Source organism: Pseudomonas sp. Q12-87 (assembly GCF_001269755.1).
Classification (GTDB): Bacteria; Pseudomonadota; Gammaproteobacteria; order Pseudomonadales; family Pseudomonadaceae; genus Aquipseudomonas; species Aquipseudomonas fluorescens_S.
This window is the reverse complement of sequence record NZ_LHVI01000003.1, coordinates 23666-49265: the sequence shown is the minus strand read 5'-3', so window position 1 is coordinate 49265 and position 25600 is coordinate 23666. Positions and strand designations below refer to the sequence as shown.

24 protein-coding genes are annotated in these 25600 nt (G+C 61.1%); 10 read left to right on the top strand and 14 right to left on the bottom strand.

Features of this window, described 5'->3' with window-relative positions:
• Nucleotides 1–60 precede the first annotated feature (60 nt).
• On the bottom strand, nucleotides 61–1731 hold the full coding sequence (locus AD663_RS01050; RefSeq protein ID WP_003177293.1) for a bifunctional diguanylate cyclase/phosphodiesterase: 1671 nt from the start codon (nucleotides 1729–1731) through the stop codon (nucleotides 61–63).
• A gap of 276 nt (nucleotides 1732–2007) precedes the next feature.
• Here AD663_RS01050 and rep point away from each other — a divergent pair, with 276 nt between their 5' ends.
• Both rep and AD663_RS01040 read left to right on the top strand, forming a co-directional pair.
• Complete coding sequence (gene rep, locus AD663_RS01045) at nucleotides 2008–4017, top strand: DNA helicase Rep (protein WP_003177292.1); 2010 nt, start codon at nucleotides 2008–2010, stop codon at nucleotides 4015–4017.
• 57 nt (nucleotides 4018–4074) lie between these two features.
• A complete protein-coding gene (locus AD663_RS01040; protein ID WP_003177291.1) occupies nucleotides 4075–4647 on the top strand; it encodes a xanthine phosphoribosyltransferase in 573 nt (190 codons plus the stop codon).
• Between the two features lie 121 nt (nucleotides 4648–4768).
• On the opposite strand, the gene AD663_RS01035 is transcribed toward AD663_RS01040, so the two are convergent.
• The 6 genes from AD663_RS01035 to dadA all read right to left on the bottom strand — a co-directional run bounded on the left by AD663_RS01035 (nucleotide 4769) and on the right by dadA (nucleotide 10896).
• A complete protein-coding gene (locus AD663_RS01035; protein ID WP_053213118.1) occupies nucleotides 4769–6691 on the bottom strand; it encodes an acetyl-CoA hydrolase/transferase C-terminal domain-containing protein in 1923 nt (640 codons plus the stop codon).
• 135 nt (nucleotides 6692–6826) lie between these two features.
• Complete coding sequence (locus tag AD663_RS01030) at nucleotides 6827–7240, bottom strand: cytochrome c5 family protein (RefSeq protein WP_003177289.1); 414 nt, start codon at nucleotides 7238–7240, stop codon at nucleotides 6827–6829.
• A 181-nt stretch (nucleotides 7241–7421) separates the two neighbouring features.
• Complete coding sequence (locus tag AD663_RS01025) at nucleotides 7422–7970, bottom strand: cupin domain-containing protein (protein ID WP_003177288.1); 549 nt, start codon at nucleotides 7968–7970, stop codon at nucleotides 7422–7424.
• Nucleotides 7971–8098: 128 nt separating this feature from the next.
• The gene (alr, locus tag AD663_RS01020; RefSeq protein WP_053213117.1) at nucleotides 8099–9172 is read right to left on the bottom strand and encodes an alanine racemase; all 1074 of its coding nucleotides are present in this window, start codon (nucleotides 9170–9172) and stop codon (nucleotides 8099–8101) included.
• Nucleotides 9173–9266: 94 nt separating this feature from the next.
• On the bottom strand, nucleotides 9267–9620 hold the full coding sequence (locus AD663_RS01015) for a RidA family protein (protein ID WP_003177286.1): 354 nt from the start codon (nucleotides 9618–9620) through the stop codon (nucleotides 9267–9269).
• Nucleotides 9592–10896, bottom strand: a complete 1305-nt coding sequence (gene dadA / locus AD663_RS01010; protein WP_003177285.1) for a D-amino acid dehydrogenase — start codon at nucleotides 10894–10896, stop codon at nucleotides 9592–9594. Before dadA ends, AD663_RS01015 begins: the two co-directional genes overlap by 29 nt.
• A 155-nt stretch (nucleotides 10897–11051) precedes the next feature.
• On the opposite strand from dadA, the gene AD663_RS01005 reads away from it, so the two are divergent.
• Nucleotides 11052–11540, top strand: coding sequence for an Lrp/AsnC ligand binding domain-containing protein (locus AD663_RS01005; RefSeq protein ID WP_003177284.1), 489 nt, complete (start codon nucleotides 11052–11054; stop codon nucleotides 11538–11540).
• Nucleotides 11541–11602: 62 nt separating this feature from the next.
• Here the strand turns inward: AD663_RS01005 and AD663_RS01000 are convergent, their stop codons facing one another.
• Nucleotides 11603–11956, bottom strand: a complete 354-nt coding sequence (locus AD663_RS01000) for a YkgJ family cysteine cluster protein (protein WP_003177283.1) — start codon at nucleotides 11954–11956, stop codon at nucleotides 11603–11605.
• Between the two features lie 146 nt (nucleotides 11957–12102).
• Here AD663_RS01000 and AD663_RS00995 point away from each other — a divergent pair, with 146 nt between their 5' ends.
• On the top strand, nucleotides 12103–13416 hold the full coding sequence (locus AD663_RS00995) for an FAD-binding oxidoreductase (protein ID WP_053213116.1): 1314 nt from the start codon (nucleotides 12103–12105) through the stop codon (nucleotides 13414–13416).
• 118 nt (nucleotides 13417–13534) lie between these two features.
• On the opposite strand, the gene AD663_RS00990 is transcribed toward AD663_RS00995, so the two are convergent.
• Nucleotides 13535–13780 (bottom strand): DUF1127 domain-containing protein, encoded by a 246-nt coding sequence (locus AD663_RS00990; protein WP_003177281.1) that lies wholly within the window; start codon nucleotides 13778–13780, stop codon nucleotides 13535–13537.
• 179 nt (nucleotides 13781–13959) lie between these two features.
• Between AD663_RS00990 and AD663_RS00985 the strand changes: the two genes are divergently transcribed.
• Both AD663_RS00985 and AD663_RS00980 read left to right on the top strand, forming a co-directional pair.
• Entirely contained in the window at nucleotides 13960–15393 is a 1434-nt protein-coding gene (locus AD663_RS00985) for a PLP-dependent aminotransferase family protein (protein ID WP_003177280.1), read from the top strand.
• Nucleotides 15394–15453: 60 nt separating this feature from the next.
• Nucleotides 15454–17019 carry a phospholipase D family protein gene (locus AD663_RS00980; protein WP_053213115.1) on the top strand — a complete coding sequence of 522 codons (1566 nt, stop codon included), beginning with the start codon at nucleotides 15454–15456 and terminating at the stop codon, nucleotides 17017–17019.
• A 115-nt stretch (nucleotides 17020–17134) separates the two neighbouring features.
• Here the strand turns inward: AD663_RS00980 and AD663_RS00975 are convergent, their stop codons facing one another.
• Together AD663_RS00975 and AD663_RS00970 are read right to left on the bottom strand one after the other, a co-directional pair.
• The gene (locus AD663_RS00975; RefSeq protein WP_053213114.1) at nucleotides 17135–18277 is read right to left on the bottom strand and encodes an MFS transporter; all 1143 of its coding nucleotides are present in this window, start codon (nucleotides 18275–18277) and stop codon (nucleotides 17135–17137) included.
• 189 nt (nucleotides 18278–18466) lie between these two features.
• The gene (locus tag AD663_RS00970) at nucleotides 18467–19960 is read right to left on the bottom strand and encodes an aldehyde dehydrogenase (protein WP_003177277.1); all 1494 of its coding nucleotides are present in this window, start codon (nucleotides 19958–19960) and stop codon (nucleotides 18467–18469) included.
• 244 nt (nucleotides 19961–20204) lie between these two features.
• Here AD663_RS00970 and AD663_RS00965 point away from each other — a divergent pair, with 244 nt between their 5' ends.
• Together AD663_RS00965 and AD663_RS00960 are read left to right on the top strand one after the other, a co-directional pair.
• Nucleotides 20205–20567, top strand: a complete 363-nt coding sequence (locus AD663_RS00965; RefSeq protein ID WP_003177276.1) for a cupin domain-containing protein — start codon at nucleotides 20205–20207, stop codon at nucleotides 20565–20567.
• A 166-nt stretch (nucleotides 20568–20733) separates the two neighbouring features.
• Entirely contained in the window at nucleotides 20734–20952 is a 219-nt protein-coding gene (locus tag AD663_RS00960; RefSeq protein WP_033045874.1) for a peptidase inhibitor, read from the top strand.
• A gap of 90 nt (nucleotides 20953–21042) precedes the next feature.
• Here the strand turns inward: AD663_RS00960 and rpmG are convergent, their stop codons facing one another.
• On the bottom strand, nucleotides 21043–21198 hold the full coding sequence (gene rpmG, locus AD663_RS00955; RefSeq protein WP_003177274.1) for a 50S ribosomal protein L33: 156 nt from the start codon (nucleotides 21196–21198) through the stop codon (nucleotides 21043–21045).
• Nucleotides 21199–21209: 11 nt separating this feature from the next.
• Nucleotides 21210–21443, bottom strand: a complete 234-nt coding sequence (gene rpmB, locus AD663_RS00950; protein WP_003177273.1) for a 50S ribosomal protein L28 — start codon at nucleotides 21441–21443, stop codon at nucleotides 21210–21212.
• A 438-nt stretch (nucleotides 21444–21881) separates the two neighbouring features.
• Between rpmB and AD663_RS00945 the strand changes: the two genes are divergently transcribed.
• The gene (locus AD663_RS00945) at nucleotides 21882–23471 is read left to right on the top strand and encodes an ABC transporter substrate-binding protein (protein ID WP_003177272.1); all 1590 of its coding nucleotides are present in this window, start codon (nucleotides 21882–21884) and stop codon (nucleotides 23469–23471) included.
• Between the two features lie 98 nt (nucleotides 23472–23569).
• Here AD663_RS00945 and radC read toward each other — a convergent pair whose 3' ends face one another.
• Entirely contained in the window at nucleotides 23570–24244 is a 675-nt protein-coding gene (gene radC, locus AD663_RS00940) for a DNA repair protein RadC (RefSeq protein WP_053213113.1), read from the bottom strand.
• Between the two features lie 145 nt (nucleotides 24245–24389).
• On the opposite strand from radC, the gene coaBC reads away from it, so the two are divergent.
• Nucleotides 24390–25598 (top strand): bifunctional phosphopantothenoylcysteine decarboxylase/phosphopantothenate--cysteine ligase CoaBC, encoded by a 1209-nt coding sequence (coaBC, locus tag AD663_RS00935; protein ID WP_003177270.1) that lies wholly within the window; start codon nucleotides 24390–24392, stop codon nucleotides 25596–25598.
• Nucleotides 25599–25600 lie beyond the last annotated feature (2 nt).

The window sequence follows — 25600 nt, the reverse complement described above, 5'->3', positions numbered from 1 at the left end:
TAAATGCCTGGCTGACACACTGCATTCGCGAGCAAGCCCGCTCCCACATGGAGAATCGGGTTAAACCACCCGCTCCTGCGTCGACTGGCTGCCATCCGCCGTCAAGTATTCAACCAACTCAGGCAGCGGCAACGGCTTGCTGATCAGAAAGCCCTGCACCTGATCGCAACCAAAACCGCGCAGCAGGTCCAGTTGCTCTTGGGTTTCCACACCTTCTGCCACCACCTCCAGGTTGAGGTTGTGCGCGAGGTTGATCATCGCATGCACCAGTTTGCGGTTTTCTTCGCGCTGCTCCATGCCACCGACGAAGCTCTTGTCGATCTTGAGCAAGGCGATCGGCAGGCTGTTGAGGTGCACGAAAGAAGAAAATCCGGTGCCGAAGTCGTCCAGCGAAAAGCGCACGCCCAGGCGGCCCAGGGCATCCATGGTCTGCTTGACCAGTTCGCTGCGACGCATGACGGCGGTTTCGGTGAGTTCGAACTCCAGCCACTGAGCCTCGACGCCCCGCTCGGCAATCAGCCGGCTGAGGGTCGGTAACAACTGGCTGTCCTGGAACTGTCGGAACGACAGGTTGACGGCCATGTGCAGCGGTGCCAGCCCTCGTTCACGCAGGGCTTGCATGTCCCGCAGGGCCCGAGAAATCACCCAGTAGCCCAGCGGCACGATCAGGCCACTCTGTTCGGCCAGCGGCACGAACTCACTCGGCGGCAGCAAGCCACGCTCGCCATGACGCCAGCGCACCAGCGCTTCGAGGCCGACGATGGTGCCGCCATCGAGGTTCAGCCGAGGCTGATAATGCAGTTCCAGCTCGTCGCGGCGCAGGGCCCGGCGCAACTCGCTTTCCAGGTCGGCGAGGCTGCGGGCATTGCGATTGATGCGCTCGTTGAAAATATGAAACGTACAGCCTTGCGTACTCTTGGCCTGCTGCATGGCGATATGGGCGTGCCACATCAGCGGATCGGCGCCGGCCTGGGCCCGTGCATGGGCAACCCCCAGGCTGCAACCGATCAGCAGGCTTTCCCCATCCACCCAATAGGGTTCGGCCATGGCTTCGGTGATGCGTTCGGCGATCCACTCGGCCCGCTGGGGCGCACGCCGGGTGTCGATCAACAACGCGAACTCATCGCTGCCCAGCCGCGCCAGTTGATCGCCGGCCTCAAGTGCGCCCTTGAGTCGCGACACCACTTGCAGGATCAAGCGGTCACCGGCCTGGTGGCCGAGGGCGTCGTTGGCGTAACGAAAGTTATCCAGGTCCAGATGGCCGAGCGCCAGGCCACGACCGTCGTTTTCAGCCAGGCGCGCCGCCAGCAACGTCTGGAACCCTTGGCGATTGGCGATCCCCGTCAGGGGGTCCTGTTCGGCAAGGCGCTGCAATGTGTTTTCCAGCACACCGCGTTCACGGACATGGCGCAGGCAACGACGCAGGGTCGCGCTGTCGAGCACATCGCGCACCAGCCAGTCGCTGACGCCGTCGGGGGTATGGGCAGGTTCCTGTTCGAGCAACAGGATAGTCGGCAAGCGGCAGCGGCCCGGCGCCGGCTGCAAGGCTGCGACCGTCAACAGAACCGCGTTGCGGTTGTCTTCGAACAGGCTGCTGACCGACTCCCAGTTCGGGGCGCTGATCAACACGACCGAAGGGCCCAGGGGCGCCAGGCACTCGCGCAAAATCGCTGACCACGCAGCCTCTTCGGCCAATAACAGCAAACGCAAGGGTTCGACAGGCGTTGACAAGCTGACTCCCTAGACTCTGCAAGGTGGTTGGCGCAGGGCATTATGGCTTGCCAACGGGCAATGACCAATGCCAATGGTTCTCAAACACATGCTTGCGATATATTTTTTCACGCTCGAAACCGTACGGTAGACGCAAATTCGCCCCACATCCTGCGTGAAAGTAGCAAAAGCGGCAAATGACAATGCAGTTGTGCGTCACAAGTCGGACAGAGCAGCACAATTCTCGAAGCCTGTTAAAATGCCGGCCCATTTCGCAAACGACTCCCTGACCCTGTCATGTCCCGACTCAATCCCCGGCAGCAAGAAGCCGTGAACTATGTCGGCGGCCCTCTTTTGGTGCTCGCCGGCGCAGGCTCCGGCAAGACCAGCGTGATCACCCGCAAGATCGCGCACCTGATCCAGAACTGCGGCATCCGTGCCCAGTACATCGTCGCCATGACGTTCACCAACAAGGCCGCTCGGGAAATGAAAGAGCGGGTCGGCAGCCTGCTGCGCGGGGGTGAGGGGCGCGGCCTGACGGTCTGCACGTTCCACAACTTGGGCCTGAACATCATCCGCAAGGAACACGCGCGACTGGGCTACAAGCCAGGCTTCTCGATTTTCGACGAGACCGACGTCAAGGCCTTGATGACCGACATCATGCAGAAGGAGTACTCGGGCGACGACGGCGTGGACGAGATCAAGAACATGATCGGCTCGTGGAAAAACGACCTGATCCTGCCCGCCGAAGCCCTGGAAAACGCCCGCAACCCCAAGGAACAGACCGCCGCCATCGTCTACACCCACTACCAGCGCACCCTCAAGGCGTTCAACGCGGTGGACTTCGACGACCTGATCCTGCTGCCGGTCAAGCTGTTCCAGGACCACGCCGACATCCTCGAAAAATGGCAGAACAAGGTCCGTTACCTGCTGGTGGACGAATACCAGGACACCAACGCCAGCCAATACCTGCTGGTGAAGCTGCTGATCGGCAAACGCAACCAGTTCACCGTGGTGGGCGACGACGACCAGTCGATCTACGCCTGGCGCGGCGCGCGGCCGGAAAACCTGATGCTGCTCAAGGAAGACTATCCGTCGCTCAAAGTGGTGATGCTGGAGCAGAACTACCGCTCCACCAGCCGCATCCTGCGCTGCGCCAACGTGCTGATTTCCAACAACCCCCACGAGTTCGAAAAGCAGCTGTGGAGCGAGATGGGCCACGGCGACGAGATTCGCGTGATCCGTTGCCGCAACGAAGACGCCGAAGCCGAGCGCGTGGCCATGGAGATCCTCAGCCTGCACTTGCGCACCGACCGGCCGTACAGCGACTTTGCGATCCTGTACCGGGGCAACTACCAGGCCAAGCTGATCGAGCTGAAACTGCAGCATCACCAGATCCCCTATCGCCTGTCGGGGGGCAACAGCTTTTTCGGACGTCAGGAAGTGAAAGACCTGATGGCCTACTTCCGTCTGATCGTGAACCCCGATGACGACAATGCCTTCCTGCGGGTGATCAACGTCCCACGCCGGGAAATCGGCTCGACCACCCTGGAAAAACTCGGCAACTACGCCACCGAGCGCAAAATCTCGATGTACGCCGCCACGGACGAAATCGGCCTGGGCGAACATCTGGACAGCCGTTTCACCGACCGCCTGGCGCGCTTCAAGCGCTTCATGGACAAGGTCCGCGAACAGTGCGCCGGCGAGGATCCGATCTCGGCGCTGCGCAGCATGGTCATGGACATCGATTACGAGAACTGGCTGCGCACCAACAGCTCCAGCGACAAGGCCGCCGACTACCGCATGGGCAACGTGTGGTTCCTGATCGAGGCGTTGAAAAACACCTTGGAAAAAGACGAAGACGGCGAGATGACTGTCGAGGACGCCATCGGCAAACTCGTGCTGCGGGACATGCTTGAGCGCCAGCAGGAAGAGGAAGACGGCGCCGAAGGCGTGCAGATGATGACGCTTCACGCCTCCAAGGGCCTGGAGTTTCCTTATGTATTCATCATGGGCATGGAAGAAGAAATCCTGCCGCACCGCTCCAGCATCGAGGCCGACACCATTGAGGAAGAACGGCGCCTGGCCTATGTCGGCATTACCCGCGCCCGCCAGACATTGGCCTTCACCTTTGCCGCCAAGCGCAAGCAGTACGGCGAAGTGATCGACTGCGCGCCGAGTCGTTTCCTCGATGAGCTGCCGCCGGATGACCTTGCCTGGGAAGGCAACGACGACACCCCGACGGAAGTCAAAGTCGTTCGCGGCAACAGCGCCCTGGCGGATATACGCGCGATGCTAAAGCGCTAGAATCGACTACTTTTTTTAACGACTTCAGGCGCTGAACGCGTCATCAAAGGAGGCTTCATGGAAGCCCTGCACCAGAAAATCCGCGAACAAGGCATCGTGCTTTCCGATCAGGTCCTGAAAGTCGACGCTTTCCTGAATCACCAGATCGACCCGCAATTGATGAAGCTGATCGGCGACGAGTTTGCCGCGCTGTTCAAGGATTCGGGCATCACCAAAATCGTCACCATCGAGGCTTCGGGTATTGCCCCGGCCATCATGACTGGCCTGAACCTGGGCGTACCGGTGATTTTCGCCCGCAAGCAGCAGTCCCTGACGTTGACCGAGAACCTGCTGTCGGCGACCGTGTATTCGTTCACCAAGAAAACCGAAAGCACCGTAGCCATCAGCCCGCGCCACCTGACCAGCAGCGACCGGGTGTTGATCATCGATGACTTCCTGGCCAACGGCAAGGCGTCCCAGGCGCTGATTTCCATCATCAAGCAGGCCGGCGCCACCGTGGCCGGCTTGGGAATCGTGATCGAGAAATCGTTCCAGGGCGGCCGCGCGGAACTGGATGCCCAGGGCTATCGCGTTGAATCGCTGGCGCGGGTGAAGTCGCTGACGGGTGGGGTCGTGACCTTTATCGATTGACCATCAGTTAAACCCTGTGGGAGCGGGCTTGCTCGCGAATGCGGTGGATCAGCCAAAAATGTATCGACCGACACACCGCATTCGCGAGCAAGCCCGCTCCCACACGGAGTTACCTCGGTAGCTACTGCGCAGTAGCCTTTAGACCCGCAAGCAACAACCGCTGGAACAATTCCTCTTTCAACCCTTCGGGGCTTGTCAGCTGCATCCGTTCCAGATGCCCGGCAAACTCCCACGGCTCCGGGGCGTCGAGGGCGGCTTTGCCCAGCTCCAGGAGCTCGGTGAGCTTGAACTTGCTCTTGAGCCAGTTCAGCGCTCGCAGCAGGTCTCGCTCCACCCCATCGAAATCGCAGCCTAGCGGGTATTCGGGAAACAGGTTCGGATGCCGCGCCTGGATCGCCTGCAAACGTTCCGAGGTGTTGTCGGCGAACCGTGGGTCGAGGCGGAAGTCCTTCGGCAATTTGCCGGCATTTTGCGCCTGCTCGATCAGCCCGGGCTGGAAGCGCGAATCGCTGATGTTCAGCAACGCCTCGATCACTGCGGCGTCGGTCTTGCCGCGCAAATCAGCGATGCCGTATTCGGTCACGACGATGTCCCGCAGATGTCGGGGAATCGTGCAATGGCCATATTCCCAGACAATGTTCGAGCTGATCTCGCCACCCGCCTCACGCCAGCTGCGCAGGAGCAGGATCGAGCGCCCGCCCTCCAGCGCATGGCCTTGGGCGACGAAGTTGTATTGCCCGCCTACGCCGCTGAGCACGCGGCCATCTTCCAACTGGTCGGCGACACCTGCGCCCAGCAGGGTCATGGTGAATACCGTGTTGATGAAGCGTGCATCGAGTCGTTGCAGGCGCTTGAGTTGCTCTTGGCCGTACAGCTCGTTGATGTAGCTGATGCGGGTCATGTTGAATTCGCGGAGCCTGCCCTGTGGCAGCTCGCGCAAGCGCTCGTAGAAACTTCGCGGGCCGAGGAAAAAACCGCCGTGTATGCAGATGCCGTCGGGTTGCGCCGTTTCGTCGAGCGTGCCCGCGTTGGCCTGCTCCTGGGTTGGCTCGTCGGGGTAGACCTTGCGCCGGATGATCCCGGCCTCCGCCAGCACCAGCAAACCGTTGACGAACATTTCACTGCAGCCGTACAGCCCCTTGGCGAACGGCTCGACCCCGCCCTCGCGCTCGATCAGTTGCGCCCATTGGCTAAGGTTCAGGTCAGCCAGCAACGCCTGGTAACCGGCATTGTCGGCCTGACGCGCCAGCAACGCCGCCGTCAAGGCATCGCCCATGGAGCCAATGCCAATCTGCAGCGTTCCGCCGTCGCGCACCAGGGTACTGGCATGCAAGCCGATCAGATGATCCTGGAACCCCACCGGCATGTTCGGCGTAGAAAACAGCGTGTGGCTGTCCTTTTCATCGATCAGCAGATCGAACCCGTCGATGCCGACTTCTGCGTCCCCCGGCATGTAGGGCAGGTCGCTGTGCACTTGGCCGACCATCAAAATGGTGTCCCCGGCCGCTCGGCGCTTGGCGATCATCGGCAACAGGTCGAGGGTGATGTCCGGGTTGCAGCTCAGGCTCAGGCGATCCGGGTGTTCGGGGTCGCTCGCCACCAACTGCGCCACCAGGTTCAAGCCGGCCGCGTTGATGTCCCGGGCGGCGTGGCTGTAGTTGCTGCTGACGTAGTTCTGCTGAGCCGATGCGCTGTGCAGCAGGCTGCCGGGCTGCATGAAGAACTGCTCGACCCGGATATTGGCCGGCAGGCTGTCGCGTTGCAGGTCGGCGAGGTAATCGAGCTCGGGGTAATCGCCGAAGATCCGCTCGACGAAGGGTTCGAGGAAGCGTTTCTGCAACCCGTCGCCCAAGGTTGGCCGGCCCAGGCTCAGGGCCGTATAGATGGTCAGTTGTCGCTCGGGCAACTGGGCGATGCGTCGGTACAGCGCGTTGGCAAACAGGTTGGGTTTGCCCAGCCCCAGGGGCATGCCCAGGTGGATATGTGCGGGCAGGCGCTGGAGCACGTCATCCACCGCCTGTTCGATTGAACACAACTGCACCATCCGACCCTCCGGGACATTCCTTGAATGTGGGTTGGACCGAGCTTGCCGGGTCTTGGTTGCGATGAACAGCCCTGAAAAACCCCAGGCGCAAAAAAGCCGCTCGTAAGCGGCTGTTTTGTGAAAGAAGCAGGCGAATTACAGGCCAGACATCTCTTTGATGGCGCCCTTGAGGTCGTCATCCGAGCAATCGGCGCAGGTACCTTTAGGCGGCATGGAGTTGATGCCGGTAATGGCCTTGGCCAGGATGCCGTCGAGGCCGCCCTGGTGATCGGCGCGTTCTTTCCAGGCAGCCTTGTCACCGATCTTCGGCGCGCCCAGCAGGCCGGTGCCGTGGCAAGCGTTGCAGTGTTTGGCAATCACATCGGCAGGCTTCTTGGCACCGCCAGCGCCGCCAGCCGCAGTGGCCACTTCCATACCCTTGCATTCCTTGCCCTGAACGCAAACCTGGCCGACGGGTTCAAGGCGCTTGGCGATTTCGTCGTTGGGCGCCGCTTGAGCGCTCGCAGCCCATAGGGCCAATACGGTTGCTGGTGCAGCCAGCATTTTCATAATTAGGTTCACGCGTACACCCTCAATGGTGGCTAGTCACGCCTGCGGCCACGGTTTGCAGGCGGGCGCAAGTATAGCGGTAAGCCCGTCACACTGAAACAACCCCAAAGTCGCAAGGGTCTTGTTCGCAATGCCGGCTCACTCCTTGAACGCCGTGCCCTGGGGCCCGGCGCCTCTTTTCCTAAAAATTGGCCGGCGTGGCTGCGCTGATCAGTCGCGCCGGCGCATCGAACGGATTACGGAAACGGTGGGGCTTGGTGCTCTCGAAATAGTAGCTGTCGCCCGCCTCGAGCACGAAGGTTTCGACGCCAACCACCAGTTCCAGTCGCCCTTCCACCAGGATCCCGGTTTCTTCACCTTCATGAGTGAGCATTTCCTCGCCGGTGTCAGCGCCCGGCGGGTAGATCTCGTTCAGGAAGGCAATCGCCCGGCTCGGGTGTGCCCGGCCCACCAGTTTCATGGTCACGGCGCCGTCGGAAATGTCGATCAGCTCGTTGGCTTTGTAGACGATCTGGGTCGGTTTCTCCTGGAGGATCTCTTCGGAAAAAAACTCGACCATGGACATGGGAATCCCGCCAAGGACCTTGCGCAGCGAGCTGATCGAGGGGCTCACGCTGTTTTTCTCGATCATCGAAATAGTGCTGTTGGTGACGCCCGCGCGCTTGGCGAGTTCACGCTGGGAAAGGCCTTTGAGTTTACGAATGGATTGCAGTCGTTCACCGACGTCCAATGCAGGAGCCTCCAGGGAATCAGGTTGTGAGGAAAGTGAGCGTTATCATGGCGACAGCGTTCAGTATTTACAACACTTTGGCCCGAATCCTGTGCGGTGAAGCGACTTTCGGTAGGTTGCGCCCCGCATCAATGCCCGGAATAGAGCCGTGGCACTCGGCGCAGGTTGCAGAAGATCTGGTAAGGAATCGTATCGGCAGCCTTCGCGACGTCACTGGCGAGGATGTTCTTGCCCCATAACTCCACGGTCGAACCGAGCCCGGCCTGGGGGATGGAGGTCAAGTCGACGCACAGCATGTCCATCGACACCCGTCCGACCAGTTGGCTGCGCTGCCCATCCACCAGCACCGGCGTGCCGTTCGGCGCCTGGCGCGGGTAACCGTCGGCGTACCCCATGGCGACCACGCCGACCCGGGTCGGCTGCGCTGTAACGAAGCGGGCACCATAGCCCACCGGTTCTCCGGCGGGCAACTCACGCACGCTGATGATCTTCGATTCCAGGGTCATGACCGGTTGCAGGCGCGCGGCGACAGCGTTGGGCTCGTCAAAGGGCGTGGCGCCGTAGAGCATGATGCCCGGACGCACCCAGTCGCTGGGAATCTGCGGCCAGCCCAGTACGGCCGGTGAGTTGCGCAGGCTGATCTGCGCCGCCAGCCCCTGGCGAGCCGCATCGAATACCGCCAATTGCTCGGTGCTGCTGGGATCATGCAGTTCATCGGCACGGGCGAAGTGGCTCATCAGCACAATTTTCGCCACGTTGCCGGTGGCCAGCAAGCGGCGATAGGCCGCCTGGTAATCGGCCGGATGCAACCCGACCCGATGCATCCCGGAATCGAGCTTGAGCCAGACCGTGATCGGCTTGCTCAGTGTCGCCTTCTCAATCGCTTCGAGTTGCCACAGCGAATGCACGACGCACCAGAAGTCATGCTCGACGATCAACGGCAACTCATTGGCTTCGAAGAAGCCTTCGAGCAGCAGGACCGGCCCACGAATCCCGCCGGCACGCAGCTCCAGCGCCTCTTCGATGCAGGCCACGGCAAACCCGTCCGCCGTGTCTTGCAACGCCTCGGCGCACCGTACCGCGCCATGCCCGTAGGCATCAGCCTTGATTACCGCCAAGGCCTTGGCCCCGCTGAGTTCGCGGGCCAAATGGTAGTTGTGACGCAGGGCTTGAAGATCGATCAGGGCACGGGCAGGACGCATGGCGGCAGGCTTCTAGACGGTCATGAAAAAAAACCGGCGCTGGCTGACGGCACGAACCACCAACAGCACCGGGAGAGGGATCGTTTTGCCAGGATCAGGGCAGCGCGGCCACGACGGACAGCTCCACCAAGATCTCTGGCTCGCACAATTTGGCCTCGACTGTGGCACGGGCCGGGGCGACGCCTTTGGGCAGCCATTTGTCCCAGACCGAATTCATGCCTGCAAAGTGGGTCTCGACATCCTTCAGGTAAATCGTCACCGACAGCAGGCGGCTCTTGTCCGTCCCGGCGAGGTCGAGCAAACGCTCGATATTGCCCAGGGCTTCGCGGGTCTGCTGCTCAATACCGGCGCTCATGTCGTCGCCGACCTGTCCCGCCAGGTAAACGGTGCCGTTGTGCACGACAACCTGGCTCATGCGGTCATTGGTGAGCTGGCGCTGGATTGACATGTTTTGCAGACTCCTGGTGTTTGTTGCCATAACGGGAAATATCGAGGCCTTCGGCACTGATCTGTGGTTTTTTCTTCGCCATCAGGTCGGCCAAAAGGCGACCGGAACCACACGCCATGGTCCATCCGAGAGTGCCATGGCCGGTGTTCAGGAACAGGTTCTTGAAAGGTGTCGCGCCCACGATCGGGGTGCCGTCCGGCGTGGTCGGACGCAGCCCGGTCCAGAAGCTTGCCTGGGCCAGGTCGCCGCCCTGAGGATAAAGGTCGTTGACGATCATCTCCAGGGTTTCCCGCCGGCGCGGGTTGAGGGACAGGTCAAAACCGGCAATCTCCGCCATCCCACCCACGCGAATTCGGTTGTCGAACCGGGTGATCGCGACCTTGTAGGTTTCGTCGAGAATGGTCGAAGTCGGCGCCATTGCCGGGTCGGTGATCGGCACAGTCAGGGAATAGCCTTTGAGCGGATACACCGGAGCACGAATCCCGAGAGGCTTGAGCAATTGCGGCGAATAGCTGCCCAGGGCGAGGACGTAGCGGTCGGCGGTTTCCAGCTTGCCATCGATCCAGACACCGTTGATGCGATCACCGGCGAAGTCCAGGCGCTGGATGTCCTGGCCGAAACGGAATTGCACACCGAGTTTCACAGCCATTTCCGCCAGGCGCGTGGTGAACATCTGACAGTCACCGGTCTGGTCGTTGGGCAGGCGCAAGGCACCGGCCAGGATATCGGTGACGTTAGCCAGGGCCGGTTCGACCCGGGCAATGCCTGCGCGGTCGAGCACTTCGAACGGCACACCGGACTCCTTCAGAACGGCAATGTCTTTCGCCGCGCCATCGAGCTGGGCCTGGGTGCGGAACAGCTGCGTGGTTCCAAGGCTACGGCCCTCATAGGCAATACCGGTTTCGGCGCGCAATTCGTCGAGGCAGTCACGGCTGTACTCGGACAGACGGACCATGCGTTCCTTGTTGATGGCATAGCGGCTGGCGGTGCAGTTGCGCAGCATCTGCGCCATCCACAGGTACTGGTCGATATCGGCAGTCGCCTTGATCGCCAGCGGCGCATGGCGCTGCAGCAGCCACTTGATGGCCTTGAGCGGCACACCCGGCGCTGCCCATGGCGAGGCATAACCCGGCGACACCTGGCCGGCGTTGGCGAAACTGGTTTCCATGGCGGGCGCCGGCTGACGGTCGACCACCACCACTTCAAACCCGGCGCGGGCCAGATAATAAGCACTGACGGTACCGATGACGCCGCTACCCAAGACCAGAACGCGCATGTTGATGCCCTCATCGCGGATAACCGCTGACGTTTGTTGTACAAAGCTTAGATAGGCGCAGTGTAAAAAAGATTAGCCAGTGCTTTTCACTATATAAATGCCTATATTTGGCGAGAATTCTCGGCAAAAACCCTTTTCATGGAGGCGCATCACCTGTGCGTACCAACACCCAGACCAAACGCGAGCTGGACAAGATCGACCGCAACATCTTGCGCATCCTTCAGGCGGACGGGCGGATCTCCTTCACCGAACTGGGGGAAAAGGTCGGACTCTCCACCACGCCCTGCACCGAGCGAGTACGGCGCCTGGAGCGCGAGGGCATCATCATGGGCTACAACGCCCGGCTCAACCCGCAGCACTTGAAGGGTAGCTTGCTGGTATTCGTCGAGATCAGCCTGGACTACAAATCCGGCGACACTTTCGAAGAGTTCCGACGCGCCGTGTTGAAACTGCCCCACGTGCTGGAGTGCCACCTGGTTTCAGGAGATTTCGACTATTTGGTGAAGGCTCGGATTTCCGAGATGGCTTCGTACCGCAAGCTGCTGGGCGACATCCTGCTCAAGCTGCCTCACGTGCGCGAATCCAAGAGTTATATCGTGATGGAGGAAGTGAAGGAGAGCTTGAGCCTGCCGATTCCGGATTAACGCTGATTCTGGAAGTGGTCGCCTGGATGCCCGCGAAGGCCGCGACTGGGTATCCCTGGCGGCTAGACCAGCACCTGCCGAGTGCTGGCCATGTATTCATGGATCTGCTTTTCGACCCGGGGATGAATCAACTCCACCGGCCGCCGCCCGTTGGGGCACGGTAAGGTCGCCGTGGTGCCGAACAGCCGACAGATCAGCGGTCGCTCGTCATAGACCGTGCAACCGTTTGGCCCCAGATGCACGCAATCGAGCGCTTCCATGGCCGCGTCCTGTTCGGCGCGGGTCTTGCGGGGCAGGCGAGCCATTTCTTCAGGTGAAGTGGTCACCGGCCCACAACAGTCATGGCAGCCCGGTACGCACTCGAACGAGGGAATCTGCTGGCGCAGCGCGCGAATTTTTTGACCGTTGCAGCTCATCGTGGCACTTACCGAGGTGGGACTGCCCGGGATTCTGCCTTAAAAGCCGTGCACCAGACAGCGCCAGGCGACCAGTGTTGCCCGTAGGCGAACCCACGGCTTATGCTCCGTAAAATTTCTCAAACACAAAAATCAGGATTACGCACATGAACGCCCGTGCTCAGCAACCTGTCCCGAGCCACGCCCACGCCGACTCTTATTACGCCGCCAGCAGCCTGCCGCAGCCGGACCATCCGGTGCTGCAAGGCGAGCTGGTGGCGGATGTCTGCGTGATCGGCGGCGGGTTTTCCGGGCTGAACACGGCGATCGAACTGGCCGAACGTGGCATGAGCGTCGTTTTGCTGGAAGCACACAGGGTCGGCTGGGGCGCCAGTGGACGCAACGGTGGTCAATTGATCCGTGGCGTCGGCCATGGCCTCGACCAGTTCACGCCGATCATCGGCACCGACGGTGTGCGCCAGATGAAACTCATGGGCCTTGAGGCGGTGGAACTCGTCCGGCAGCGCGTCGAGCGTTTCCAGATCCCGTGCGACCTGACCTGGGGCTATTGCGACCTCGCCAACAAGCCCAGCGACCTGGAAGGCTTCGCCGAAGAGGTTGAAGAACTGCGCAGCCTGGGTTATCGCCACCAGACCCGGCTGTTGCAAGCCCATGAAATGCACAGCGTGGTGGGTTCGGATCGCTATGTCGGGGGATTGATCGACATGGGTTCCGGCCATTTGCATCCGCTTAACCTGGCCCTGGGCGAGGCTGGCGCCGCGCAGCAAATGGGCGTCAGGTTGTTCGAGCAATCGGCAGTCACGCGTATCGATTACGGCCCCGAAGTAAAGGTGCATACCCAACAGGGCTCGGTCCGCGCCAAGACGCTGGTACTGGGCTGCAACGCCTACCTCAACGGCCTCAATCCGCAATTGGGCGGCAAAGTGCTGCCGGCTGGCAGCTACATCATCGCCACCGAACCCTTGAGCCAGGCCCAGGCACAGGCGCTGTTGCCGCAGAACATGGCGGTCTGCGATCAACGAGTCGCGCTGGATTACTACCGGCTTTCGGCGGATCGGCGCCTACTGTTCGGTGGTGCCTGTCACTATTCGGGCCGCGACCCGCAGGACATTGGCGCCTACATGCGCCCGAAAATGCTCAAGGTTTTCCCGCAATTGGCGGACGTGAAGATCGATTACCAATGGGGCGGCATGATTGGCATTGGTGCCAACCGTTTGCCACAGATCGGCAGGCTCAAGGATCAACCCAATGTGTATTACGCCCAGGCCTATTCCGGTCATGGACTCAATGCCACGCACCTGGCCGGCAAGCTGCTGGCCGAGGCTATCAGCGGCCAGCAAGGCGGCGGCTTCGACCTCTTCGCCCAAGTGCCACACATGACCTTCCCTGGCGGCAAGCACCTGCGCTCCCCGTTGCTGGCGCTGGGGATGTTGTGGCATCGGTTGAAAGAACTGGTTTGAATTCAGCCCCCGTGGCGAGGGAGCTTGCTCCCGCTCGACCGCGCAGCGACCGTAAAAATCTTGGGGCTGCTACGCAACCCAGCGGGAGCAAGCTCCCTCGCCACGGTTCTTTACCGTTTCAAAGCCGCCAGAACGGCTTTAGCCCCTCCACCCGCGCCTGCTCCCGGCTCAGCCCGATATCGCGCAACTGTTCGGGTGTAAGTTCCAATAAGGCCTTGCGTGTATGCAGGCGGTGCCAGAACAGGGCCCAGCGACTCAGGTCGGACGGTGCGTTGCGCAACGTCGCGCTGCGCAGCCCATTATCCTGCCCTGCCGCCAGTTCCTGACTGTGTAACGTCAGCCGCACATCGCTCAAGCCGTTCATTTTGATCGCTCCTGTTTACTTGGGTAGCCAGAGCTTTCATGATGCGCGGACGGCCAAAAGCAATACAGATTCAACCCATGTCTTTTATATCAATACAGATTGCCGCTTTTTGACACTGAATCGTCATTTTCCAAGCCAACTGTATTGGTTGTTCTTATCCACCTCCTCGGGAGCGCACCATGACCCTCTACGTGAACCTCGCCGAATTGCTCGGCACCCGTATCGAACAGGGTTTCTATCGCCCTGGTGATCGGTTGCCGTCGGTGCGCGCCTTGAGCACGGAACATGGTGTCAGCCTCAGCACGGTACAGCAGGCCTACCGTGTGCTGGAGGACAGCGGGCTGGCGATGCCGAGGCCCAAGTCCGGTTATTTCGTCCCCGTGAGTCGCGAGCTGCCGGATTTGCCGGTAGTAGGTCGCCCGGCCCAACGCCCGGTGGATATCTCCCAGTGGGACCAAGTGCTGGAGCTGATACGCGCCGTACCGCGCCCGGACGTGGTGCAGCTGGGACGCGGCATGCCTGACATCAACTCGCCGACCATGAAACCGCTGCTGCGCAGCCTGGCGCAGATCAGCCGTCGGCAAGACATGCCAGGCCTGTATTACGACAATATCTACGGCAACCTCGCGCTTCGCGAACAGATCGCCCGGCTGTCGCTGGCCTCCGGCTGCCAATTGGGGCCCAACGACCTGATCGTCACCACGGGCTGCCACGAGGCGTTGTCCGTCAGCATCCGCGCCACCTGCGAACAAGGCGACATCGTCGCGGTGGACTCACCCAGTTTTCACGGGGCCATGCAAACCCTGAAGGGCCTGGGCATGAAAGCCTTGGAGATTCCCACCGACCCGCTGACCGGCATCAGCCTGGAGGCCCTGGAACTGGCATTGGAACAATGGCCGATCAAAGCCATACAGTTGACCCCCAGCTGCAACAACCCGCTGGGCTACATCATGCCCGAGGCCAACAAGCGCGCTCTGCTGACCCTGGCGCAACGCTTCGACGTGGCGATTATCGAGGACGATGTGTATGGGGAACTGGCCTACACGTACCCGCGACCTCGCACCATCAAGTCCTTCGACGACGACGGCCGCGTCCTGCTCTGCAGTTCTTTTTCCAAGACCCTGGCGCCAGGCCTGCGCATTGGCTGGGTCGCACCGGGCCGGTACCTGGAGCGGGTACTGCACATGAAATACATCAGCACCGGCTCCACCGCGCCACAACCGCAGATCGCCATCGCCGAGTTTCTCCAGGGTGGGCATTTCGAACCTCACTTGCGCCGGATGCGCACGCAATACCAGCGTAATCGCGACATATTGATCGACTGGGTCAGCCGCTATTTTCCGCCCGGCACCCGTGCCAGTCGCCCGCGGGGCAGCTTCATGTTGTGGGTGGAATTGCCTGAAGGCTTCGACACCCTGAAGCTCAATCGAGTCCTGCACGACCAAGGCGTACAGGTTGCCGTCGGCAGCATTTTTTCGGCGTCGGGCAAGTACCGCAACTGCTTGCGGATGAACTACGCTGCCAAGCCAACGACGCAGATCGAAGAGGCCGTGCGCAAGGTAGGAGTTGCCGCTGCTGCGCTGTTGAACGAAACCCAGCGCGGCAGCGTCTGACCTGTACGAAAGGATGCAGCACCTGACGCCGATCAACGCAAACAAGCGGAACGATCCTACGTGAGATCCAGACCGATCCTGCCTGCGCTATTGCTAGTCGCCTCGCTGTTGAGCGGCTGCGCCAGTTTAGACATTGCACGCGAGCCTTCCGAGGCGTTGCCCGCCGCCGAATCTTCGTTCGGCCGCTCGGTCCAGACCCAGGTCGCCGCCCATGAAGGACGATCCGGCTTCCGGCTACTCTCGGACAGCACCGATGCCTTCACCGCCCGCGCGGAGTTGATCCGCCACGCCCAAGGCAGCCTGGACTTGCAGTACTACATTGTCCATGACGGCATCAGCACACGAATGCTCGTGGACGAGCTGCTCAAGGCCGCCGACCGGGGCGTGCGCGTGCGCATCCTGCTGGACGACACCACCAGCGATGGCCTGGACCAGATCATCGCGACCCTCGCCGCCCACCCGAACATCCAGATACGCCTGTTCAACCCTTTGCACCTGGGGCGCGCGACCGGCGTGACTCGCAACCTCGGGCGGCTGCTCAACCTGTCGCAACAACACCGGCGGATGCATAACAAGTTATGGCTGGCGGACAACAGCATGGCCATCGTCGGCGGCCGCAATCTGGGTGACGAATATTTCGACGCCGAACCGAACCTGAACTTCACCGACATCGACCTGCTTGGCGTCGGACCGGTGGCTCAGCAACTGGGGCAAAGCTTTGATCAATACTGGAACAGCGCCCTGAGCAAACCCATCGAGCAGTTCCTGTCTCACCGCCCTGCCGCCAAGGACTTGGCCAACAGTCGCCTGCGTCTGCAAGAGTCCCTGGAACAGACCCAGCAGGAAAATCATGCGCTCTATCAGCAACTGACCCGCTACAAGACCCAACCGCGGCTGGACACCTGGCGCACTCAGTTGATCTGGGCCTGGAACCAGGCGCTGTGGGACGCGCCCAGCAAAGTACTGGCAACGGGCGAGCCGGATCCGCATTTATTGCTGACCACGCAATTGGCCCCTGAGCTGGAGGGAGTCAGCAAAGAACTGATCATGATTTCGGCGTATTTCGTTCCCGGCCAGCCAGGCCTGGTGTACCTGACCAGCCGCGCCGATGCCGGGGTATCGGTGAGCCTTTTGACCAACGCCCTGGAGGCCACCGATGTGCCGGCGGTGCATGGTGGTTATGCCCCCTATCGCAAGGCCCTGCTGCAACATGGCGTACGCCTGTTCGAACTGCGGCGCCAACCGGGCGACAAAGGCAGCAGCCCTCACCTGTTCTACAGCAAGTCCTACGGCGAATCGGACTCCAGCCTGCACAGCAAGGCGATGACTTTCGACCGGCAGAAATCTTTCATTGGCTCGTTCAATTTCGACCCGCGCTCAGTGCTGTGGAACACCGAAGTCGGCGTGCTCGTGGACAGCCCGGAACTCGCCGGCCAGGTACGCGAACTCGCGCTGCAAGGCATGGCGCCCGCCCTGAGTTACCAGGCACGGCTGGAAAATGGAAAGCTGGTATGGACGACTGAAGACAACGGCCAATTACATGACATGGACCGCGAACCGGGCAGCTGGTGGCGCCGGTTCAATGCCTGGTTCAGCACGACCGTCGGGTTGGAGCGGATGCTTTAGAGGTAGCCCGCTTTTGGTGGCGAGGGAGCTTGCTCCCGCTCGGTTGCGCAGCAACCGCAAAAGCCGGGACTGCTTCGCAGTCCAGCGGGAGCAAGCTCCCTCGCCACGGGGGTTCTCAAGCGGTTTGGGCGGACCCAAAGGCCCCTTGGCGCAACAACAGAATCACCAGGCCGAACGCCCCCGCCGCCATGAACAAAGGTAGCGCATGCCCGCTGACCCATTGGCTACCCGCCCCTGCTGCCAGCGGACCGATCAGGCAACCGAGCCCCCACAGTTGCGCGATATGGGCGTTGGCCCGTACCAGTGCATCGTCGCGATAACGCTCGCCGATCAGGATCAACGACAAGGTAAACAAACCACCCGCGCTGGCGCCGAACAGCACCCATAGCGGCCAGATCAGCCAGGTGTCGATCAGCAGCGGGACCGCCAGGCTCGATAAGGTCAGCGCCACCGCACAGCCCATGAACAACGCCCGGCGCGACAGGTAATCGGCCAGGGCGCCGATGGGCAACTGCAGCAAGGCATCACCGACCACCACGGTACTGACCATCGCCAATGCGATGTCGGCATTGAAGCCTTGCCTCAAGCAATACACCGGCAACAACGTGAGGATCATCGCTTCGAACGCGGCGAACAACGAGACGGCCCAGGCAATCGCCGGCAAGCCTCGGCAAAACGCCCATAAATCGCCGAGCGTGACACTGCCGGCCTCGCTGCTCGGCGCGCCGCTACGGCCCAGCAACAGCAACGGTGCAATCAGCAGCAGGCCGACGCCCACCCAGAATCCATAGTCATGATCAGTCCCCAACGCGCCCAGCAGCAACGGGCCGGACAACTGGCTCAGGGCATAGCTGCTGCCATACAGCGCCACCAATCGCCCACGCCATTTCTCAATGACCAGTTGATTGATCCAGCTTTCCCCCAGGATGAACACCAAGGTCAGGACCACGCCGATCACCAGGCGCAACAGCAGCCAGACCGGATAACTGGGCAGCAGCGCCAGTAGCCCGATGGACACGGCGCCGCCCCACAGGCACAGACGCATCAGCGCGGCGGTGCCGAAGCGCGCCGCCAGCCGGCTCGATACCTTGGCCCCGAGCAACACCCCGACGGCGGGCATGGCAGCCATCACCCCAATAGCAAACGAGCCATAGCCCCAGCCCTCCAGGCGCAGCGATACCAGCGGCATGCTCACGCCCAGGGCCAGGCCGACGCTCAGCACCGACGCCAACACGGCGAAATAGGTCGCCCAACGCATTTCCACGCTCCTGTGGATGGTTATCGGTTTTCCAGGCACCGCGCAAAACAATGTGGGAGCGAGCTTGCTTGCAAAGGCGGTTTCCCATTCAACAGCTAAGTTGACTGACACTCCGCTTTCGCGAGCAAGCCCGCTCCCACAATGACCTGTGTGACATGAAAGCCCCGGACAGGGTCCGGGCCGACAATGTCAGAGCTTGATCCAGGTCGCCTTCAGCTCGGTGTATTTGTCGAACGCATGGAGCGACTTGTCGCGACCGTTGCCCGACTGCTTGAAGCCGCCGAACGGTGCGGTCATGTCGCCGCCATCGTACTGGTTGACCCACACGCTGCCGGCACGCAGCGCCTTGGCGGTGAGGTGGGCCTTGGAGATGTCCCGGGTCCATACCGCTGCGGCGAGGCCGTACGGCGTATCGTTGGCGATCTGGATAGCCTCTTCGGCCGTGTCGAAGGCGATGACCGACAGCACCGGGCCGAAAATTTCTTCCTGGGCGATTTTCATCGCATTGCTCACACCGTCGAAAATCGTTGGCTCAACGTAGGTGCCACCGGTTTCCTCGAGAATCCGCTTGCCACCGGCCACAAGCTTGGCGCCGTCGCTGTGACCCGCCTCGATGTAGGACAGCACGGTGTTCATCTGCTGGGTATCCACCAGGGCGCCGACATTGGTGGCCGGGTCCAATGGGTTGCCTGGCTTCCAGCCCTTGAGGGCCTCGATCACCAGGGGCAGGAACGTGTCCTTGATGGAACGCTCCACCAGCAAACGCGAGCCGGCGGTGCAGACTTCGCCCTGGTTGAACGCGATGGCGCTGGCAGCGGACTCGGCCGCAGCTTGCAGGTCCGGGGCATCGGCGAACACGATGTTCGGGCTTTTGCCGCCGGCTTCCAGCCAGACGCGTTTCATGTTGGACTCGCCGGAATAGATCATCAGCTGTTTGGCAATTTTGGTGGAACCGGTAAACACCAGCGTATCGACATCCATGTGCAGCGCCAGGGCCTTGCCGACGGTATGGCCATAGCCAGGCAACACGTTCAGTACGCCCTTCGGAATGCCGGCTTCGATGGCCAATGCCGCAATGCGAATGGCAGTCAGCGGGGATTTCTCCGACGGCTTGAGCACCACCGAATTACCGGTGGACAGCGCCGGACCGAGCTTCCAGCAGGCCATCATCAGTGGGAAGTTCCACGGTACGATAGCGCCGACGACGCCCACCGGCTCGCGGGTTACCAGGCCCAACTGATCGTGCGGGGTAGCGGCCACTTCATCGTAGATCTTGTCGATGGCTTCGCCGCTCCAGCTCAGCGCTTGTGCCGCGCCGGGAACGTCGATGTTCAGGGAGTCACTGATCGGCTTGCCCATGTCCAGGGTTTCGAGCAGGGCCAATTCCTCGGCGTTCTGCTTGAGCAGCCCGGCGAAACGAATCATGGTTGCTTTGCGCTTGCTTGGCGCCAGGCGTGACCAGACGCCAGAGTTGAAAGTGGCACGAGCGTTTTCGACGGCTCGCTGGGCATCGGCGGCATCGCAGCTGGCGACCTTGCCCAGCAAGCGGCCATCGACCGGGCTGAGACAATCGAAGGTTTCGCCGGACACCGCATCGGTGTACTCGCCGTTGATGAAGGCACGGCCTTCGATCTGCAGGTCGCGGGCGCGTTGTTCCCAGTCGGCACGAGTCAGGGTGGTCATGCGTGTGTCCTCCTCTTATTGAGTGAGAACGCCGCGCACTGCGCAGCGTCCAAAGAATTCTGCCCGGCCAGCCTGATTTCGGCGTCGTTTCGGCGCTATTTTTGGCACAGGGCATCCGCCACCCTAAACCAGCGGCCGGTCATGTTTCAATATATTTGACACAACGCTGGAAAACGGCCTTGCGATGTTCGTTTTAATAAACATAGACTCGGGACTTTCCAAGCTATCACTGGGGATCACCCGCATGAGCATTCAGGACATCGTCGATTTCAGCCAGGCCAATACCATCGCCGAACGCTATCGCCCGGACGCGGCCAAAGTGCTCAAGGGCGACCCCGAACAAGCGGTGTTCAACCACTACAACAGCCCGTGCGGGCAGATGAATGCAGGGGTCTGGGAAGGCGCCATCGGCCAGTGGCGGGTCAATTACACCGAGCATGAATATTGCGAGATCGTCCAGGGCGTCTCCGTGCTGCGGGACGACGATGGCAATGCCAAGACCCTGCGGGCCGGTGACCGCTTTGTGATTCCGGCCGGGTTCACCGGCACCTGGGAAGTGCTGGAGCCGTGCCGCAAGATCTATGTGGTGTTCGAGCAGAAGGCTTGAGCCCGACCGAAAAAGCAGCTGACACTCTTTCGCTGGTCGACGAGTACCACGGCAGATGAAACTGCCCGCGGGCGTCACGGATTTTTTGTCGCAACGGCTACGCACAGGACGTGCGGCCAACCCGACAGGTGAGCGTCCCGACCTATCAATATTGCAAGGAGGCAACATGCCCGTCTTACCCGATCAATGCGACTTGGCCATCGCTCAATACACCATCGGCCAAAAATGCACCCCCGAGCTGCTTGAAGAGGTTCGCGCCCTGGCCAACGGCGCGCCCGTTCGCGCCACAGGCCCGAAATACCCTACAAGCTGGGATCTGCGTCCGCGACGCATCAACCTGCACACCAATGCCGACAGGATCATCGTCAGCATCAACTGCGGTTGAACGATAGCGTCACTGCCCCCCAAACCTGAGCACAACAAAAAAGGCCCGTATCTCGCGATACGGGCCTTTTTTGTAAGAGGGAAAAATCAATTACTTGATTTTGCCTTCCTTGTAGATCACGTGCTTGCGAACAACCGGATCATATTTCTTGATCTCGATTTTGTCCGGGGTAGTACGCTTGTTCTTGTCGGTAGTGTAGAAGTGACCAGTACCGGCGCTCGAGATCAAACGAATCAATTCACGCATGATTAGCTCCCTTAAACCTTGCCATCGCGACGAAGTTCGGCCAGCACGACACTGATGCCACGCTTGTCGATGATACGCATGCCCTTGGCAGATACGCGCAGACGCACAAAACGTTTCTCTTCTTCAACCCAGAAGCGGTGATGCTGCAGGTTCGGCAGGAAACGACGACGGGTTTTGTTGTTTGCGTGGGAAATGTTATTCCCAGTCACCGGACCCTTACCGGTAACTTGACAGACTCTCGACATGCCTCAGCCCTCTAAAACCACATGCCCAACCCGGCATGGGTTGGCCGCTTAATCTCTCAGTCATTTGGCGCCAGGCGCCGCGTTTCTTTAAGGGTCTTACCGGCTACACCTACAGTGAAGGAACCGGGCCCCTAGAAAAGAGCGCTGCTTTATACCAGAAAGACCACCGTGCAACAACAGCCGATGTGATTTGTCTTCACGCCGAAGCATCGCCCGACCGCGCCGGACGGCTAGGGCAAAGGCTGGCGCAGCCTCCGACCGCTCGTCGCTGCATCGAGGTTTTTCACCGTTCGCCACGGGTTTCTACCACGGGCGTGCCGTTGCAGAGTGCCGGAAAATGTAAAAAGGGGATAGTCATTTACCAGCGAGCCCACTAGGGTAGGCCTTTTCCAGACTGCACTCGCAGATGGGCCTTCGACCTGCACAGGAAAACCGATCATGCGCCTCGCTGCCCTACCTTTGTTGCTCGCCCCGCTGCTGCTCAGCCCCTTGGCCCAGGCTGCCGCCTTGAGTGTCTGTACCGAGGCCAGCCCGGAAGGGTTCGATGTCGTCCAGTACAATTCATTGACGACCACCAACGCCTCTGCCGACGTGCTGATGAACCGCCTGGTGGATTTCGACACCGCCAGCGGCAAAGTGGTCCCCAGCCTGGCCGACCGCTGGGAAGTCTCCACCGACGGCCTGACGTATCTGTTCAAGCTGCGCCCCAACGTCAAGTTCCACCAGACCGAATACTTCACCCCGCGCAGGGACCTGACTGCCGAAGACGTGAAGTTCAGCTTCGAGCGCATGCTCGACCCGGCAAACCCCTGGCACAAAGTGGCGCAGAGCGGCTTCCCGCATGCCCAATCCATGCAATTGCCGGCGCTGATCAAGAAAATCGACGCGCTGGACCCGCTGACCGTGCGTTTCACCCTCGATCATGCCGACTCCACGTTCCTGGCGACTTTGAGCATGGGCTTTGCCTCCATCTATTCGGCTGAATACGCCGAGCAACTGATGAAGGCTGGCACTCCAGAAAAACTCAACAGCCAGCCGATCGGTACCGGCCCGTTCATTTTCAGCCGGTTCCAGAAGGACGCCTCGATCCGCTACAAGGCCAACGAGGCTTATTTCGGCGGCAAGCCTCAGGTAGACCCGCTGGTCTTTGCCATCACGCCGGACGCCAATGTGCGCCTGCAGAAATTGCGCCGCAACGAATGCCAGATCGCTCTGTCGCCCAAGCCGCTGGACGTGCAGGCCGCCAAACAGGAACCTACGTTGAACGTGGCCCAGACCGACGCTTTCATGACCGCGTTCGTGGCGATCAACAGCCAGCATCCGCCGCTGGACAAGCCTGAGGTACGACAAGCCATCAACCTCGCCTTTGACAAGGCCAGCTATCTGAAGAGCGTTTTCGAAGGCACCGCTCAAGCCGCCAACGGCCCGTACCCGCCGAACACCTGGAGCTACGCCAAGGGCTTGCCCGGCTACAACCATGACCCGGCCAAGGCCCGTGAGCTGCTGGCCAAGGCCGGCCTCAAGGACGGCTTCAAGACCACCATCTGGACCCGCCCTTCCGGCAGCCTGCTCAACCCCAACCCCAGCCTCGGCGCGCAGTTGCTGCAATCGGACCTGGCAGAAATCGGCATCCAGGCCGAAATCCGGGTGATCGAATGGGGCGAACTCATCCGTCGTGCCAAGGCCGGCGAGCATGACCTGTTGTTCATGGGCTGGGCGGGCGACAACGGCGACCCGGACAACTTCCTCACGCCGCAGTTTTCCTGCGCGGCGGTCAAGTCCGGCACCAACTTCGCCCGCTATTGCAACCCTGACCTGGACAAGCTGATCAGCGCCGGCAAGACCACCGGCGAGCAAGGCGTGCGCGCCAAGCTCTACGAACAGGCCCAGGCCCAGATCCAGCAACAGGCCTTATGGCTGCCCCTGGCGCACCCGACCGCCTTCGCGCTGACCCGCAAGGATGTGCAGGGTTATGCGGTGAGCCCATTTGGGCGGCAGGATTATTCGAAGGTCAGCCTCAAGCCGTAAGCTGCAAGCTGCAAGCTGCAAGCTGCAAGCTGCAAGCTCAAGAGCAGATCACACCCGGCTCTGAGCTTGCGGCTTGAAGCTGAAAGCTTGTCGCTGCCTCACATCCACCCATACTCCGCCATCGACAGCGGATCTCCATCGCCGACAATGAAATGATCGAGCACCCGCACATCGATCAACTCCAACGCCTCTTGAAGCCTCCCGGTGAGCATCCGGTCGGCCTGGCTGGGCTCGGTGTTGCCTGAAGGATGGTTGTGACACAGGATCAACGCAGCGGCGTTGTGGGCCAGGGCGCGCTTGACCACCTGCCGAGGGTAGACGCTGGCGCTGTCGATAGAACCGCGAAACAGCGTCTCGTAGGCCAGCACTTGGTGCTTGGCATTGAGAAACAGGCAACCGAACACCTCGTGGGGTTCGTGGCGCAGCATGGACTTGAGGTACTCACGGACCGCAAAGGGACTTTCCAGTGTGGTCTTTTCCCGTGCCCGCTCCGCCAAATGGCGACGGCTCATTTCCTGAGCCGCTTGCAGCTGGGCGAACTTCGCCGGGCCCAGACCCATATGATTGCTGAATGTGATCTGGTCAGCTTCAAGCAGCGCGCGCAGGCTGCCAAATTGAATCAATAGTTGTCGTGCCAGATCCACCGCGCTTTTGCCGGACACACCGGTGCGTAAAAAAATCGCTAACAGTTCGGCGTCTGAAAGACTCCCCGCCCCCAGCGCCAATAACCTCTCCCGTGGCCGCTCGGCCACGGGCCAATCGCGAATACTCATAGCATCTCCCTGAATGTGGGCGCCGCTGTTCCGTAGCGGTCGCTGTGATATCGTAGCCCATCTTTTTTGCAGGCGATTTGCGCCCTGGCAGGCTGCTGCCAAGGGGTTCGTCTTGCACTGACCACTGAAATCGAAAGGCAGGCCTATGCAGCGGCTGTATCGGAAACGCATCGTTCTGGGCGTCGGCGGCGGCATTGCCGCCTACAAGAGCGCCGATCTGGTTCGAAGGCTCATCGACCAGGGCGCGGAAGTACGGGTGGTCATGACTCGCGGCGGCAGTGAATTCATCACGCCGTTGACCATGCAGGCCCTGTCCGGGCACCCGGTTCACCTGGACTTGCTCGACCCGGCGGCCGAAGCCGCCATGGGCCACATCGAGCTGGCCAAGTGGGCAGACTTGGTGTTGATCGCCCCGGCCACCGCCGACCTGATCGCCCGCCTGGCACAAGGCATCGCCGATGACCTGCTGACTACCCTCGTGCTCGCCACCGACGCGGTGGTTGCCGTCGCGCCGGCCATGAACCAGGCCATGTGGCGCGACCCGGCCACCCAGGCCAACCTGCAACTGCTCCAGAGCCGTGACCTGAAAGTCTTCGGCCCCGCGTCCGGCAGCCAGGCCTGCGGCGATGTCGGCATGGGGCGCATGCTTGAAGCCACCGACCTTGCCCAATGCGCCGCCGACTGCTTCCAGCGCCAGGCCTTGACCGGCAAACATGTGCTGATTACTGCCGGGCCAACCCAGGAAAACATTGACCCGGTGCGCTACATCACCAACCACAGCTCGGGAAAAATGGGCTTTGCACTGGCCGAGGCCGCCGTGGAAGCCGGTGCCCGGGTGACGCTGATCACCGGCCCCGTGCACCTGCCGACCCCGGACCGGGTCACGCGCATCGACGTGGTCAGCGCCCGGGACATGCTCGCGGCCTGCGAGGCGGCGATTCCGTGCGACCTGTTCATCGCCTCGGCTGCGGTGGCGGACTACCGCCCCGAAGTCGTTGCCCCGCAAAAATTGAAGAAAGACCCTACAAGCGGCGACGGCTTGTTACTACAAATGGTGCGCAACCCGGACATCCTCGCCAGCATTGCCACCCGTCCCGACCGTCCGTTCAGCGTCGGCTTCGCCGCTGAGACCGAACACTTGCTCGATTACGCCGCGCGCAAGCTCAAGGACAAGAATCTGGACTTGATCGTCGCCAATGACGTCGCCAACCCGAGCATCGGCTTCAACAGCGAAGAAAACGCCTGCAGCGTGATCGACCGCCAGTTGCACGCCACGCTTTTCGCCCAGACCAGCAAAGGCAAGATTGCCCGCCAGCTGATCACTTTTATCGCCGAACGTCTGAACCAGGTTTAATT

Coding starts and splice junctions, on each gene's coding strand:
- rep (WP_003177292.1), top strand. CDS start 2,008: ATGTCCCGACTCAATCCCCGGCAGCAAGAAGCCGTGAACTATGTCGGC.
- AD663_RS01040 (WP_003177291.1), top strand. CDS start 4,075: ATGGAAGCCCTGCACCAGAAAATCCGCGAACAAGGCATCGTGCTTTCC.
- AD663_RS01035 (WP_053213118.1), bottom strand. CDS start 6,691: ATGGTGCAGTTGTGTTCAATCGAACAGGCGGTGGATGACGTGCTCCAG.
- AD663_RS01030 (WP_003177289.1), bottom strand. CDS start 7,240: ATGAAAATGCTGGCTGCACCAGCAACCGTATTGGCCCTATGGGCTGCG.
- alr (WP_053213117.1), bottom strand. CDS start 9,172: ATGCGTCCTGCCCGTGCCCTGATCGATCTTCAAGCCCTGCGTCACAAC.
- AD663_RS01015 (WP_003177286.1), bottom strand. CDS start 9,620: ATGTCAATCCAGCGCCAGCTCACCAATGACCGCATGAGCCAGGTTGTC.
- dadA (WP_003177285.1), bottom strand. CDS start 10,896: ATGCGCGTTCTGGTCTTGGGTAGCGGCGTCATCGGTACCGTCAGTGCT.
- AD663_RS01000 (WP_003177283.1), bottom strand. CDS start 11,956: ATGAGCTGCAACGGTCAAAAAATTCGCGCGCTGCGCCAGCAGATTCCC.
- AD663_RS00995 (WP_053213116.1), top strand. CDS start 12,103: ATGAACGCCCGTGCTCAGCAACCTGTCCCGAGCCACGCCCACGCCGAC.
- AD663_RS00990 (WP_003177281.1), bottom strand. CDS start 13,780: ATGAACGGCTTGAGCGATGTGCGGCTGACGTTACACAGTCAGGAACTG.
- AD663_RS00985 (WP_003177280.1), top strand. CDS start 13,960: ATGACCCTCTACGTGAACCTCGCCGAATTGCTCGGCACCCGTATCGAA.
- AD663_RS00975 (WP_053213114.1), bottom strand. CDS start 18,277: ATGCGTTGGGCGACCTATTTCGCCGTGTTGGCGTCGGTGCTGAGCGTC.
- AD663_RS00970 (WP_003177277.1), bottom strand. CDS start 19,960: ATGACCACCCTGACTCGTGCCGACTGGGAACAACGCGCCCGCGACCTG.
- AD663_RS00965 (WP_003177276.1), top strand. CDS start 20,205: ATGAGCATTCAGGACATCGTCGATTTCAGCCAGGCCAATACCATCGCC.
- AD663_RS00960 (WP_033045874.1), top strand. CDS start 20,734: ATGCCCGTCTTACCCGATCAATGCGACTTGGCCATCGCTCAATACACC.
- rpmG (WP_003177274.1), bottom strand. CDS start 21,198: ATGCGTGAATTGATTCGTTTGATCTCGAGCGCCGGTACTGGTCACTTC.
- rpmB (WP_003177273.1), bottom strand. CDS start 21,443: ATGTCGAGAGTCTGTCAAGTTACCGGTAAGGGTCCGGTGACTGGGAAT.
- AD663_RS00945 (WP_003177272.1), top strand. CDS start 21,882: ATGCGCCTCGCTGCCCTACCTTTGTTGCTCGCCCCGCTGCTGCTCAGC.
- radC (WP_053213113.1), bottom strand. CDS start 24,244: ATGAGTATTCGCGATTGGCCCGTGGCCGAGCGGCCACGGGAGAGGTTA.
- coaBC (WP_003177270.1), top strand. CDS start 24,390: ATGCAGCGGCTGTATCGGAAACGCATCGTTCTGGGCGTCGGCGGCGGC.